Below are 14409 nucleotides of genomic sequence, written 5' to 3'. Positions count from 1 at the left end.
CGACACGACGCCCGACCCGAGCCGAGGAGCGAACATGATCGACCTGACCATCACCGACGACGTCGCCCACGTGGTCCTGAACGCTCCGTACAAGCGCAATGCGCTCGACGTCGAGGCGCTGACAGAACTCGGCGACGCGTACGACGCAGCCGAGGCCGCGGGCGTGCGGGCGCTCGTGCTCCGCGGTGAGGGTGCCGGATTCTGCGCCGGGCGCGACATCGCCGGCGTGGACCCGGCAACCGACGATGTGACCGGATACCTCAGCCGGCTCGTCACCCCGCTGCTGCAGAGGATGTCGGCGTTCCCCGCCCCGACGTTCGCAGCCGCGCACGGCGCATGCCTCGGCGTCGGTCTCGGCCTGCTGATCGCCACGGATGTCGTGTACGTCGCAGACACGGCGAAGATCGGATCGCCGTTCGCGGCGCTCGGCGCGACCCTCGACTCCGGCGGGCACGCACTGTTCTACGAGCGCCTCGGCGCGCACAAGACGCTCGATCTCGTCTACACAGGGCGGCTGATGAGCGGCACCGAAGCTGTGCAGTCGGGACTTTTCTCGCAGGTGCTGCCTGCCGCCGAAGTGATCGCGGTGACCGTTGCCGCAGCCTCCGCGGCCGCCGCCGGCGCGACGCAGGCGTTCCTCGCCAGCAAGCGCCTCGTCGCCAGGCTGCGCGACGAGCGCCTCGCGTTGTGGGATGCCGTCGCGGAGGAGAACGCGAACCAATCGTCGCTGCGCGACACCGACGACTACCGCGAAGGCTTCGCGGCGTTCCAGCAGAAGCGCCCGCCGCAGTTCACGGGGAAGTAGCTCTCGGCTGCGCCGGCACTACACCGCTACAGCGCCCGGAGGATGTCGTCCACCCGCTCCTTCGCATCGCCGAACAGCATCTGCGCGTTGTCCCGGAAGAACAGCGGATTCTGCACTCCTGCGTATCCGGACGCCATCGAGCGCTTGAACACGATGACGTTCTCGGCCTCCCAGACCCGTAGCACCGGCATGCCCGCAATCGGACTCGACGGGTCCTCTGCGGCGGCCGGATTCACGGTGTCGTTCGCACCGATCACGAGGACGACAGCCGTGGATGACAGGTCGTCGTTGATCTCGTCCATCTCGAGCACGATGTCGTACGGCACCTTGGCCTCGGCCAGCAGCACGTTCATGTGTCCCGGCAGGCGCCCGGCGACAGGGTGGATGCCGAACTTCACATCCACGCCGCGATCGCGCAGCTTCTGCGTCAGCTCGGCGACCGGATACTGCGCCTGCGCGACCGCCATGCCGTAGCCGGGCGTGATCACGACGGAAGACGCACCGGACAGCATGTCGGCCACCGAGGCCGCATCGATCTCGCGGTGCTCACCGTGATCGACATCATCCGAGCTCGGAGCGGCGATGCCGAACCCGCCGGCGATCACCGAGATGAACGAGCGGTTCATCGCCTTGCACATGATGTACGACAGGTATGCACCGGACGATCCGACCAGCGCGCCGGTGACGATGAGCAGGTCGTTGTTCAGCAGGAAGCCCGCGGCGGCCGCGGCCCAGCCCGAGTAGCTGTTGAGCATCGAGACGACCACGGGCATATCGCCGCCGCCGATCGAAGCGACCAGGTGCCATCCGAGCGCGAGGGACAGGGCCGTGACGACGATGAGCAACGCGAGGGACGGGGTGATGACGTACCAGACCGTCAAGGCGATGAACACGACGATCGCGCCGACGTTCAGCAGGTTCTTGCCCGGCAGCATGAGCGGCTTCGACGAGATGCGCCCTGAGAGCTTCAGGAACGCGACGATCGATCCGGTGAAGGTGACACCGCCGATGAAGATGCCGATGAACACCTCGGCGTGGTGGACGTCGGCGAGAGCGCCGGTGAGTCCGGGGGCGAACAGGTGACCGTTCCAGCCGACCAGCACGGCGGCGAGACCGACGAAGCTGTGCAGCAGTGCGATCAGCTCTGGCATGCCCGTCATCTCGACGCTGCGCGCCCGCCACAGGCCGATCACGGCACCGACGAGCATCGCGACGAGCAGCAGCACGAGGCCGACGACGGCCTGCGGCTGACCCCACGCCCCCTGGAAGGTGACCCAGATCGTGGCGACCAGCGCGATCGCCATGCCGACCATGCCGTAGGTGACGCCGGCGCGCGAGGATTCGTGCCGGCTGAGCCCCGCAAGGCTCATGATGAACAGCAATGCGGCGACGATGTAGGCGGCACCCGCGACGGATGCGGCGATCGCTGAGCCTGTCGAAGCGTCGATGGTGCTCACTTGCCGGCTCCCTTCGAGAACATGTTCAGCATTCGCCGCGTGACCGCGAACCCTCCGAAGATGTTGACGGATGCCACGAGCACGGCGAGCGCGGACAGGATCTGCACCACGATGTTCGGGGTCGCGATCTGCACGATCGCGCCGACGACGATGATGCCCGAGATGGCGTTCGTGACACTCATCAGCGGCGTGTGCAGCGCGTGCGACACCTTGCCGATGACGTAGAAGCCGACGACGACCGACAACATCAGCACGGTGAAGTGCTGCGGCAGCGGCGCGGGGGCGACGGCGTTGACGAGGAACAGCGCGGCGATGCCGGCGGCGATCAGGGCGACCTTCGCTCCGGCCGAGAGAGGCTTCTTCGCTTCGACAGGCTCAGCGAGCGAAGAGCTTCCGGTCCCTGAGCTTGTCGAAGGGCCCGGCGCCGCCGACACCTGCACGGGTGGTGGCGGCCAGGTCTCCTCGCCGTCGCGAACCACCGTGACCGCGCGTTGCACGACGTCCTCGAAGTCGAGGACGAGCTGCCCGTCCTTGCCTGGGGTCATCAGCTTCAGCAGGTTGACGAGGTTCGTGCCGTACAACTGCGAAGCCTGGGTGGGGAGGCGCCCGGCGAGGTCGGTGTAGCCGAGGATGATCACGCCGTTGTCGGTGACGACGCGCTGTCCGCCCACCGAGCCCTCGACGTTGCCTCCCTGCGCCGCGGCCATGTCGACGATGACGCTGCCGGGCTTCATGCTCGCGACATCCGCCGCCGTGATCAGCCGGGGCGCGGCTCGGCCGGGGATGAGCGCTGTCGTGATGATGATGTCGACGTCGGCTGCCTGCTCGGAGTACAGCTCGGCGGCGCGGCGATCATAGGCTTCACTGGTTGCCTTGGCGTAGCCGTCGGAGGAGACTTCCTTCTGCTCGTCGGGCACGATGACGTCGAGGTACGTCCCGCCGATGGACTTCACCTGGTCGGCGACTTCAGGCCGCGGGTCGGTCGCCCGCACGATCGCGCCGAGGCTGGATGCGGCACCGATCGCGGCGAGACCGGCGACACCGGCACCCGCGACGAGCACCTTGGCCGGCGGCACCTTTCCGGCCGCGGTGACCTGGCCGGTGAAGAACCGGCCGAACTCGTTCGCGGCCTCGACGACCGCGCGGTAACCCGAGATGTTCGACATCGAGCTCAGCACATCCATCGACTGCGCGCGCGAGATGCGCGGCACGGCGTCGAGCGCGAGCGCAGTGATCCCGCGGGTCGCAAGCGCCTGCCGGAGCTCCGGACGCAGGTTCGGGCTCAGCTGCGCGATGAGGGTGGCGCCGTCCGCGATGCGGGAGATCTCTGCATCGGTCGGCGCGTTCACCTTCAGCAGGATCGGTGACGCCCATGCCTCCACGGCGGTGACGACCCGCGCGCCGGCGGCCGCATACGCATCGTCGAGGTAGGCGGAGGCCACCCCGGCGCCGGCCTCGACCGCCACGTCGTATCCGATCTTGCGCAACGCGCCCACCGTCTGCGGCGTGGCGGCGACCCTCGTCTCATCATCCTGTTCACGCACGATGCCGATCTGCGTCATGACAGCTCCCGTCTCTCGCCGGCGGCAGACCGAACGGTCCGCCGGCAGCACACATGAGACGAGACTCTATCGACGACGCCTCAGCCGCAAGAGAACATTTCACCCCTGCGATCCGGAAAGATCTCCGGTTCTTGCCGTTTCGCCAACTCTCACCGGCGCGTCGGCAGCGGCCTACGCCGAGGTCAGCACGAGTCCGGCGCCGTCCGCGGCGACGTCCACCAGCACGGTGTCGCCGTCGCGCACCCCACCCGAGAGCAGCGCCGTCGCCAGCTTGTTCTGCACCTCGTTCTGGATGAGCCGGCGCAGCGGACGCGCCCCGTACACCGGGTCGTATCCGCGTTCGGCGAGCCACGACCGGGCATCGGGGGTGACCGCGAGCGTGAGGCGGCGGTCGTGCAACCGCTGCTGCAGTTGATCGACGGTCAGCTCGACGATCTGCGCGAGGTCGTCCTCCGACAGCGCCTGGAACATCACGATGTCGTCGAGCCTGTTCAGGAACTCGGGCCGGAACGACTGCCGCACCATCGCCATCACGGCATCCCGCTTGTCCTCGGCGGACATCACCGGGTCGATGAGGATCGGCGAGCCGATGTTCGAGGTCAGGATCAGGATGACGTTCGAGAAGTCGACCGTGCGCCCCTGGCCATCGGTGAGGCGCCCGTCGTCGAGCACCTGCAGCAGCACGTCGAACACCTCAGGGTGGGCCTTCTCGACCTCGTCCAGCAGCACGACGCTGTACGGGCGACGCCGCACCGCCTCGGTGAGCTGCCCGCCCTGCTCGTCCCCGACGTATCCGGGAGGTGCACCGACGAGCCGTGAAACGGTGTGCTTCTCGCCGTACTCCGACATGTCGATGCGCACCATGGCGTGCTCGTCGTCGAACAGGAACTCGGCGAGCGCCTTGGCGAGCTCGGTCTTTCCCACACCGGTCGGGCCGAGGAAAAGGAACGATCCGGTAGGGCGACCGGGGTCGCTGATGCCCGCGCGCGAGCGGCGCACGGCATCCGACACCGCCTGCACGGCATCCTTCTGTCCGATCAGTCGCCGCCCGAGCTCGCTCTCCAGATGCAGCAGTTTCTCGCTCTCGCCCTGCAGAAGACGGCCGACCGGGATGCCGGTCCACGCCGCGATGACCGCAGCGATGTCCTCGTCGGTGACCTGCTCGTTCACCATCCGGCCCTCGCCCGATTCGGCGGAGACGGCCTCGGCCTGCTCAGCCTCGGCGATGTCTCGCTCCAGGCGCTTGATCGTCTCGTACTCGAGCTTCGATGCCTTCGTGTAGTCGGCCTCGCGCATCGCGAGGTCTCGCTGCGTGATCGCATCGTCGAGCTGTTTCTTCAGCTCTCCCACACGGTTGAGGCCCTGACGCTCGCGGTCCCAGCGCTCCTCGAGGGCGGCGAGCTCGCGCTCCTGCTCCACCAGCTGCTCGCGCAGCGCGACGAGACGCTCCTTCGACGCGGCATCCTTCTCGCGCTTGAGAGCCAGCTCTTCGAGCTTCATTCGGTCGACCTGACGTTTGAGTTGATCGATCTCGACCGGAGACGAGTCGATCTCCATCTTCAGCCGCGACATGGCTTCGTCCATGAGGTCGATCGCCTTGTCGGGTAGCTGGCGGCTCGGCAGGTACCGGTTCGACAGGGCGGCCGCGGCGACGAGCGCGCTGTCGGCGATGGTCACTCCGTGGTGCGCCTCGTAGCGCCCCTTGAGTCCTCGGAGGATCGCGATGGAGTCCTCGACCGTGGGCTCGCCGACATAGACCTGCTGGAAGCGGCGCTCGAGCGCGGCATCCTTCTCGATGAACTCGCGGTACTCGTTCAGCGTCGTCGCACCGATCAGCCGCAGCTCACCGCGGGCGAGCATGGGCTTGAGCATGTTGGATGCCGCGACCGACCCCTCGCCGCCGCCGGCGCCCATCAGCGTGTGCAGCTCGTCGATGAACGTGATGACCTGACCGTCGGACTCGGTGATCTCCTTCAGCACCTGCTTCAGCCGCTCCTCGAACTGACCGCGGTACATCGCACCGGCGACGAGAGCGGAGATGTCGAGCGTGATGAGGTCTTTGTTCTTGAGCGACTCCGCGACGTCTCCTGCGACGATCCGCTGCGCAAGGCCCTCGACGACGGCCGTCTTGCCGACACCTGGTTCGCCGATCAGCACCGGGTTGTTCTTCGTGCGGCGCGTGAGCACCTGACTGACGCGCCGGATCTCACTGTCTCGCCCGATCACCGGATCGAGCTTGCCCTGCCGTGCGCGATCGGTCAGATTGATGCCGAACTGCTCGAGGGCGGACTGCTGGTCGTCTTGCTGCGGCTGGGCGGGATTGGCCATCGTGTCCTCCTGGACTGCTCCTCTTTAAAGTTGAGTGGTGTTGACTCAACTTTACCTCAACTGCGCGTTCTCTGCACCGCGTCCCACAGAGCACGGGCGACCTGGCGCTTCGACCCATCGGCCGATGCCACGACCGCCCCTCCCTCTCCGATGATCTCGATCGCGTTGTCGGCCTTCTCGAAACCGTGCTCGGCGTCTGCGAGGTTGACCGCGAGCAGGTCGACGCCCTTGCGCTCGCGCTTGCGGCGGGCGCGATCGCGGCGCTGCTCCGGATCGGACAGCGTCTCCGCCGCGAAGGCCACGATCGTCTGCCCCTGCGGGCGCGACGCGGCGAGCCCGGCGACGATGTCGGCGTTCTCGACGAGGTCGATGCGATCGAGGATGCCGGACTCCTTGGTGAGCTTCTGATCCGATGCTTCAGCGGGCCGGTAGTCCGCGACGGCAGCCGCCATGATCACGACGTCGGCGGATGCCGCGGCATCCCTCATCGCCTCACCCAGCTGCGCGGCCGTGCCGACCGTGCGCACCGTGATGCGCGGATGCCGCGCCTCGGCGAGCACGTCGGCCGTGATGTTCGCGGCGACCAGTTCGACTTCGGCGCCGCGGGCCGCGGCCTCGGCGGCGAGCGCGACTCCCTGCCGACCGCTGGAGCGATTGCCGAGGAACCGCACCGGATCGATGGGTTCGCGGGTGCCACCCGCCGACACGACGACGCGCATCCCCGTCAGATCCTCCGGCGCCAGCAACGAGAGGGCTCCTTCGACGATCACTTCGGGCTCGAGCATCCGCCCTGGCCCGGAGTCACCGCCGGTCAGCTCGCCGTCGCCGGGGCCGAGGATGCTGACCCCGCGCTCGCGCAGCGTCTGGATATTGGCCTGAGTGGCCGGATGCCGCCACATCTCGGTGTGCATCGCCGGGGCGATCGCGACCGGTGCCGTCGTCGCCAGCAGGGTCGTACCGAGAAGATCGTCGGCGAGCCCCGCGGTCATCTTCGCGATGGTGTTCGCGGTGGCCGGTGCGACGATGACGAGTTCCGCCGCCTGACCGAGCGCGACGTGCCGCACCTTCGCCACGTCATCGTGCACGCTTGTGGTGACGGGGCTGCGGCTGATCGCCTCCCACGTCGGCGCGCCGACGAAACGCAGTGCATCCTCCGTGGGGATCACCGTCACGTCGTGACCCGCCTTGATCAGCAGTCGCACCAGATTGACCGTCTTGTACGCGGCGATGCCGCCCGTGACTCCGACGACGATGTTCATGCTTCGATTCTGCCCTGAACGAAGACCACGCGGGCGGGTCACTCCGCTCAGCGAGAATCGACGGCGGCGCCGTGTATCTGTCGACGATCCTCGGGGCATGGATCGCCGACCGGCTGCTCGGCGCGGAACGCGTGCTCTTCCTCAGCGCGATCGTCATCGTGGCAGGACACGTCGCGCTTGCACTGCTGCCCGGTTTCGTCGGGGTCGGCGTCGGCCTCATCCTCGTCGCCATCGGGTCCGGCGGGCTGAAGGCGACGGCGACCGCAGTCGTCGGCACGCTGTACTCCGCAGACGACACACGGCGCGACGGCGGCTTCTCGCTGTTCTATCTCGGCATCAATCTCGGCGCCTTCCTCGGCCCGCTCCTCACGGGGCTGCTGCAGTCGACCATCGGCTTCCACTGGGGATTCGGACTGGCCGCTGTCGGCATGACGGCCGGCCTCGTGCAGTACTCGTTCGGTCGTCGCGCGCTTCCTGACGAGGCCCGGAAGGTCTCGAACCCCCTGCCGCGGCGCGGCTACCCGCTCGTCGGCGGCATCGCAGCGGCAGCGGTGGTCGTCATCGTCGTGCTCGTCCTCACCGGGATCATCCGTGCCGACAACCTCGCACTGGTCGTCATCATCACGGTCATCGCCGCGACGATCGCGTACTTCGCCGTGATCATCGGCAGTGGCAAGGTCACATCCGAGGAACGCAGCCGCGTGTGGGCGTTCGTGCCGCTGTTCCTCACCTCGGTGGCGTTCTGGTCGCTGTACCAGCAGCAGTTCACCGTGCTCACCGTGTACTCGGACAAGCGCCTGAACCGTGACCTGTTCGGCTGGGAGATGCCGGTGTCCTGGGTGCAGTCCATCAACCCCGTGTTCATCATCGTGCTCTCGGGCGTCTTCGCCTGGCTCTGGACGCGACTCGGTAAGCGGCAGCCGTCGACGCCGGTGAAGTTCGGGCTCGGCGCGATCGTGATGGGCGGCGCGTTCCTGCTGTTCCTGCCCTTCGCAGGGGGCGGCGAGAACTCGACACCGTTGCTCGCGATCATCGGCATCCTGTTCGCGTTCACCGTGGCCGAGTTGCTGCTCTCCCCCGTCGGGCTGTCCGTGACGACGAAACTGGCCCCGCAGGCTTTCCACACGCAGATGGTCGCATTGTTCTTCCTGTCCGTGTCGCTCGGCACGGCACTGGCCGGTCAGCTCGCGGTCTTCTACGATCCGACGAACGAGGTGCCGTACTTCCTCGTGCTCGGGCTCATCGCGGCCGCGGTCGGCGTGGCGATGCTGTTCGGCGCCAAGCCGGTGCTGCGCCTCATGAAGGGTGTGCGGTAGCCGCCTGCCCTTACCTCGCACCCCCTAGACTGGCGACCGTGTGCACCGTCGTGATCGATGTCGCTGAGCTCGCGACTGATGGATCCAGAGGGTCGCGACTGCTCGCGGTCCGAGACGAGGATCCGCAGCGCGCATGGGACTCGCTCGGCGAATGGTGGCCAGAGCGCTATCCGGGGGTGACCGGCATCCGCGATCGCCGTGCGGGCGGCGCCTGGCTCGCGGCGGACCAGAGCAGTCGACGCCTCGCCGTGCTGCTCAACCGGGCCGACGTGCTCGACCTCCCGGAGGATCAGGTGCTCACCCGCGGCACCCTGGCGCTGGAATCCGTCGCCGGCCGCTCTCCCGTGGCGCCGTTGCGGATGCACGGCTTCAACCTTCTCGAGGTGGGGCCGGATGCTGCGCGCGTACTGTCGTGGGACGGTGAGAGCCTCACCGAGACCCCCGTGCCGACAGGCGTGCACATGATCGCGCACGACGGACTCGATGACCCGGCGACCGCGCGCATCGCCAGATGGCTGCCGGAGTTCCGAGCTCACGCCGCCAGGTCGGACGATTGGGATGCTGAGTGGATCGAGCTGCTCGCGGCATCCGCTGCTCTCGACCCCACCGACGACGCGGCGATCATCCGTGACAACCGTCCGCACGGCTACCCGACGCAGTCGCTGCTGTACTGCCTGGCTGCCGTCGGCCATTCAGGGCTCGATGTGCGCCAGACGACCCTGCCGACACCGGCGCACTGGTCGCGCGCTGACGACTGAGCGGGTCAGGCGGCCGATTCGTCTGCGCACGCGAACTTCGCGCGATACGCCGTCGGCGTCGTGGCCAGTACCCGCGCGAAGTTCTGCCGCAGCACGGCAGCCGAACCGAAGTCGCGGGTCGGCGGTGACGCCGCGGAAGTCGAAGTCCGGCACGCCGTCATGCGCACTCTCAGCGCTGCGCGAGCACGCGCTCGTAGACCTCGATCATCGCGGCCGTGCGCGATGACTGGCGGAACGCCGCCGCGACGTCCGGATCGGGCGTCGGCGCGCGACCTGCCACGATGTCGGATGCTGCGCGCTGAAGCGTCTCGGTGAGCGCGGTGACCGACGCATCCGGCACTTCCCACAGCCCGCCGCGCAGCTCGCCGGCGATGTCCGGGTCGCTGACGACGGTCGGCGTGCCCAGGGTCGCCGCCTCGAACGGCGTCATGCCCTGCGTCTCGAATCCGATCGATGTCTGCACCACGGCATCCGCCGCGGCGATCCGGGCGAGAGTCTCGGCATACGGCAGCCGACCGGCGAACCGGATGCCGTCATGACCGCGCGCGATCTTCTCGGCGGCGCGCAGCTGCCCGCCGCCGCCGATCACCTCGATCTCGGCATCCACACGCGATTCGACGACCGCCTGGAGGAACGGCAGCAGCCGCTTCTCCGGGCTCATCCGCCCGAGCCACACGAAGCGCGGACGCCGGGTGCCGGGCGCGACGTTCGAGTCCCGCGCCGCGAGGGTCTGCGCCAGCAGCTCATCGTCGATGCCGTTCCACACCACGTCCACCGGATCGAAGACACCGTGCTGCTCGAGGCGGCGCGCGAAGTGGCCGGAAGGTGCCGTCACAGCGCTCGACCCCTGGGCGATACCCCGCAGGAACGCCCAGCCGTCGCTGCCGCCGACCGGACTGCCGATCCCCCTCATCGCCGCCCGCCGCCAGAGATTGAGCACCGCGAGCACAGGCTTGTGCAGCGGGGTGACGGCGGCCATGCCGACATCGACACGGTTGTGCATGGTGTGCACCACAGGGATGCCGTGGCGATGTGCGAAGCGATGCCCGATGAATGCACCCCAGAAGTCGGCCTGCACGTGCACGAGGTCGACGGGCGGCCGGTGCGCGAACGCCCGATCGAGGAATCGGTCGGTGCGTCTGCCTGGCCACGACATCGAGTACTCGCGGTCGACCGTGATCGGGACCGATGGCAGGTCAAGGTAGCCGGCGTCCGCGGCTTTCGGCCCCTGGCCCTTCGACCCCTGGCCCTTCGGCCCCTGGCCCTTCGGCCTCTGACCCTTCGGCCCCTGGCCCTTCGGCCCCTGAGCCTGTCGAAGGGGCATCGCCGGGGCGACGACGGTCACGGTGTGCCCCGCGCGCTCCAGATATCGTCGCTGCAGCCTCATCGACACCTGCGCGCCGCCGAGCGAGTCGAGGTGCTGATCGCCGAAGAAGACGATGTGCATGGTTACGCCGGCAGCGGTTCGTCGCGATAGAGCGCTTCGAAAGTGTCGAGCGTGCGATTGATGTCGTGCACCATGACGCCGTCGAGCGATGCCTGCTGCATCCGCTCGTACGCGGCAGGCTCCGCCGTGAGCACATCCGTGAGGCGTGCCGCGAGGTCGTCGGCGTCGCCCGGTTCGAACAGGTAGCCGTTCTCACCGTCGTGCACGAGGTGCGGCAGTGCGACGGCATTCGCTGCGACGATCGGCAGGGCCGACGCCATCGCCTCCATGGTCGCGATCGACTGCAACTCGGCGATCGAGGCGATCACGAACAGGCTCGCGCGAGAGAGCAGTGCACGCAGCTCCGCGTCAGTGGTGCGTCCGTGGAACGTGACGCGGTCGGCGAGACCGAGCTCGGCCGTGAGCCGCTCGAGGTTCTTGCGCTGATCGCCACCGCCGACGATGTCGAAGGTCGTCTCGAGCGACGGGTCGAGCTTCGTCATCGCCTGCAGGATGACCTCGACCTGCTTCTCGGCGGTGAGGCGGCCGACGAAGATGATGCGGTTCTTGTCACGCGGTGCGAGCACGGGCGTGTACTGCGTGCGGTCGATGCCGCAGCTGATCGGGATGACACCCTGCACCTCGACGGTGCGCTCGAGGAAGTCGGCGGCGCGACGTGTCGGGGTGGTGATGGCGCGCGTCAGGTCGAAGGTGCGCTTGGCATCGGCCCAGGCGAAGCGCAGCACCAGGTCGTCGATGAACTTCGGCATCGTGGTGTGATCGAGGATGTTCTCGGCCATCACATGGTTGGTGGCGATGATCGGGATGCCGCGCTCAGCCGCGATGCGCGCGAGTCCACGGCCGATCACGATGTGCGACTGGATGTGCACGACATCGGGCTGCACACGATCGATGACCTTGCGGGCATAGTGCTTGGTGCGCCACGGCCACACGAACCGCAGCCAGTCGTGCGGCGCCCACCGCACCGACGGCAGCCGGTGCAGCGTCATCGGCTCGCCCTCGATCACCTCGGTCTGGGGCTCCGCTCTGCGGTACTTCCGGTTCGGCGCAACGACGTGCACATCGTGACCGCGCTGCACGAGACCTGCCGCCAGCCGCTCGGCGAAGCGGGCCGCTCCGTTGATGTCCGGGGCGAACGTGTCGCATCCGATCACGATGCGCAGCGGTCGATCACTGCGTGACGGGGTGGGCTCGGGGGCGCTCGACGAGGCGATCTTGTCGATCGGAGCGTCAGAGGAGGTCACGAATGGCAGCCTTACGGTACGCGTCGGGGAAGAGCCCGGTTCAGGGCGCTGGCAACTCTACCCGAGCGGTCTGCGGGCGTTCGGGAGGCCAGCCGGAGTCAGGGTTCTCACGCAGACTCATCCTCTACCGTGGTGACATGCGCATCGCCAGCTCCGCAGACCCGCAGCTCTGGATCCCCGTGACCGACTCCTTCGGCTGGAAGGGGCGCCGTCACCGCAAGGCCGCATTGCGGATACTGATGGGCAATGCCGTGCAGGCAGGCGGCGGCACCCCGGCTCGCGGAACGCGCATCGGCGCGTGGGCGATCAGCCAACTCGCGCCGGCGATGATGAAGCGCGCGGACGGCCGCGTGCTGGTGTGGACATGGAAGTCCGAACCCGAACTCGTGGTCGCGATGGCGACGACGCAGGAACTGACGAACGACGTGCGCACGGCCAGGGCCATGATGCCGATGGAGTACGACGACACCGAGTCGTTCCCCACCCGACTCGGCGTCGGCGAGAAGCTCGTGATGTCCTTCCCCGAGCAGCCATCCGCACCTCCATTCGCCACGTACACGTGGGACACCGGAACGCACCTGGTCACGCTGACCGCCGTGGGCGGCTCCCGCGAGACGTTCGGCACGCTGATCCCCGCACTGGATGATCTGGCCCGCAGCATCCGCATCTCCGACGACCTGGAAGGCGGAGAGTCGCCCGACGTACTGCGAATCGATCCAGCCTGATCGGATCCACCCGCCGCACGGCCGTTCCTCCTCGCTGCCGACTGACCACCCGAAGAGCCGCTTCGTTCCTTCCGCGAGCCATCGCCTGCCATCATTGGCCGATGAGCACCACGTCGGCACGCCCGCCCTCCCGCACCGAGCTCTTGGAGCCGGGGCGGAGCGCTCGACGAGCGGCGCCGCGCGCGGATCTGGCTCTGCTTTCGGATGCGCCCCGCGATCCATTGGGCATCCTCACCGAGCAGGATGCCACTCGCCTGCCCGATCTCGTCCCGCTGCGGGCCGAGCGCATGGCAGCGAGTCCCTTCGCGTTCTACCGTGGGACTGCCGCTCTGATGGCAGCCGACCTCGCGGACGGGCCGCACTCCGGCATCCTGGTCGCCGCGTGCGGCGACGCGCACGTGTCGAACTTCGGGTTCTACGCCTCGGCGCAGCGCGCCCTCATGTTCGATCTGAACGATTTCGACGAGGCCGCGTGGGCACCGTGGGAGTGGGATGTGAAGCGACTCACCGCGAGCATCGTCGTCGGCGGTCAGGCATCCGGACGCTCGGATGCCGTGATCGAGCACGCCGTGCGCGCCGCCGTGAAGTCGTACGCTCGCGGCATGCGGACCAACACCGCGCTCAGCCCGACCGAGCGCTACTTCACGCACTTCGACGTCGAATCCACCAAGAAGATGCTCGATCGCGACGCGCAGCGCGCAATCCGCAAGGCCGTGAAACAGGCGCAGCGCCGCACCGGCGAACGCGCCGTGCAGCGCCTGACCGAGACGGGCACCGACGGTCGGCGACGCTTCGTGCACCAGCATCCGACCCTCAGCGCCGTCGGGCCTGAGCTGCATGACCTCGTCGACGACCTGGTCGAGCAGTACCGTCGCACCGCCAGCAGCGACGTCGCCCTGCTGCTCCAGCACTATGCAGTGTCGGACGTCGCGAGACGTGTGGTCGGCGTGGGCAGCGTGGGCACCCGCTGCTACCTCGTGCTGTTCGAGGACGGCGACGGCCACACCCTCCTCATGCAGCCGAAGCAGGCGTCACAGAGCGTGCTGGTGCAATACGGGCGCGTGGCGCAGCCGGCGGTGCTGACCGAGCTCATCGAGGCGTCCGGCGAGGGCGCCAGAGTCGTCGCGATGCAGCGGATACTGCAGGCGCTCTCCGATCCGTTCCTCGGCCATCTGCGCAGCCCCAACGGCGACTTCTACGTCCGCCAGTTCCACGACTTGAAGGGCGGCGTCGAGGTGGAGGAACTCGATGACGGGCCTTTCGTCACCTACGCCAGGGCGTGCGCCGCGACGCTCGCGCGTGCGCACAGCCAATCGGTGTCGGCGACGGAGGTCGCCGGCTACATCGGCGGAGGCAGGTCGATCGCCGACGCGCTGCTGTCATGGAGTCGCGAGTATGCGGCGGTCTCACTCGCCGACCACCGCGCGTTCATCGCGGCACGCAGACATCCCGCAGTCTGATGAACTACTGGTCGGCATCTTCACGATCGACGACGCCGCACGCATCCT

The 14409-nt window shown here is 68.1% G+C and carries 10 protein-coding genes and 2 pseudogenes; 5 read left to right on the top strand and 7 right to left on the bottom strand.

Going from position 1 to position 14409, the window contains the following annotated elements; translation table 11 throughout:
* The first annotated feature begins 34 nt into the window (after positions 1–34).
* Entirely contained in the window at positions 35–805 is a 771-nt protein-coding gene (locus JF52_RS0108440) for an enoyl-CoA hydratase/isomerase family protein (protein ID WP_033105778.1), read from the top strand.
* A gap of 26 nt (positions 806–831) precedes the next feature.
* Here the strand turns inward: JF52_RS0108440 and pntB are convergent, their stop codons facing one another.
* The 4 genes from pntB to coaBC form a co-directional block, all read right to left on the bottom strand.
* A complete protein-coding gene (gene pntB / locus JF52_RS0108435; protein ID WP_052166849.1) occupies positions 832–2262 on the bottom strand; it encodes a Re/Si-specific NAD(P)(+) transhydrogenase subunit beta in 1431 nt (476 codons plus the stop codon).
* Entirely contained in the window at positions 2259–3824 is a 1566-nt protein-coding gene (locus tag JF52_RS0108430) for a Re/Si-specific NAD(P)(+) transhydrogenase subunit alpha (protein WP_033105777.1), read from the bottom strand. The genes pntB and JF52_RS0108430 overlap by 4 nt, the downstream gene beginning before the upstream one ends.
* A gap of 171 nt (positions 3825–3995) precedes the next feature.
* A complete protein-coding gene (locus tag JF52_RS0108425) occupies positions 3996–6152 on the bottom strand; it encodes an ATP-dependent Clp protease ATP-binding subunit (RefSeq protein WP_084595709.1) in 2157 nt (718 codons plus the stop codon).
* A gap of 56 nt (positions 6153–6208) precedes the next feature.
* The gene (gene coaBC, locus JF52_RS0108420) at positions 6209–7411 is read right to left on the bottom strand and encodes a bifunctional phosphopantothenoylcysteine decarboxylase/phosphopantothenate--cysteine ligase CoaBC (protein ID WP_033105776.1); all 1203 of its coding nucleotides are present in this window, start codon (positions 7409–7411) and stop codon (positions 6209–6211) included.
* A 62-nt stretch (positions 7412–7473) separates the two neighbouring features.
* On the opposite strand from coaBC, the pseudogene JF52_RS0108415 reads away from it, so the two are divergent.
* Positions 7474–8727: pseudogene (locus JF52_RS0108415) on the top strand (peptide MFS transporter); the annotation flags it as partial.
* 38 nt (positions 8728–8765) lie between these two features.
* Positions 8766–9485: an NRDE family protein gene (locus tag JF52_RS0108410; protein ID WP_033105775.1), complete on the top strand. Its 720-nt coding sequence runs from the start codon at positions 8766–8768 to the stop codon at positions 9483–9485.
* A gap of 5 nt (positions 9486–9490) precedes the next feature.
* On the opposite strand, the pseudogene JF52_RS17775 reads toward JF52_RS0108410, so the two are convergent.
* The 3 genes and pseudogenes from JF52_RS17775 to JF52_RS0108400 form a co-directional block, all read right to left on the bottom strand.
* Positions 9491–9595 (bottom strand): annotated as a pseudogene (locus JF52_RS17775) (AraC family transcriptional regulator); the annotation flags it as partial.
* A gap of 59 nt (positions 9596–9654) precedes the next feature.
* On the bottom strand, positions 9655–10932 hold the full coding sequence (locus JF52_RS0108405; protein ID WP_033105774.1) for a glycosyltransferase family 4 protein: 1278 nt from the start codon (positions 10930–10932) through the stop codon (positions 9655–9657).
* Positions 10933–10934: 2 nt separating this feature from the next.
* Positions 10935–12176 (bottom strand): glycosyltransferase, encoded by a 1242-nt coding sequence (locus JF52_RS0108400; RefSeq protein WP_033105773.1) that lies wholly within the window; start codon positions 12174–12176, stop codon positions 10935–10937.
* Between the two features lie 137 nt (positions 12177–12313).
* Between JF52_RS0108400 and JF52_RS0108395 the strand changes: the two genes are divergently transcribed.
* A complete protein-coding gene (locus JF52_RS0108395; protein WP_033105772.1) occupies positions 12314–12901 on the top strand; it encodes a hypothetical protein in 588 nt (195 codons plus the stop codon).
* 101 nt (positions 12902–13002) lie between these two features.
* Positions 13003–14361: a DUF2252 domain-containing protein gene (locus JF52_RS0108390; protein ID WP_033105771.1), complete on the top strand. Its 1359-nt coding sequence runs from the start codon at positions 13003–13005 to the stop codon at positions 14359–14361.
* Positions 14362–14409: the final 48 nt, after the last annotated feature.

The organism is Microbacterium profundi, assembly GCF_000763375.1.
Classification (GTDB): domain Bacteria; phylum Actinomycetota; class Actinomycetes; order Actinomycetales; family Microbacteriaceae; genus Microbacterium; species Microbacterium profundi.
The sequence above is the reverse complement of the archived record's forward strand: the minus strand, read 5'-3'. Positions and strand labels throughout refer to the sequence as shown.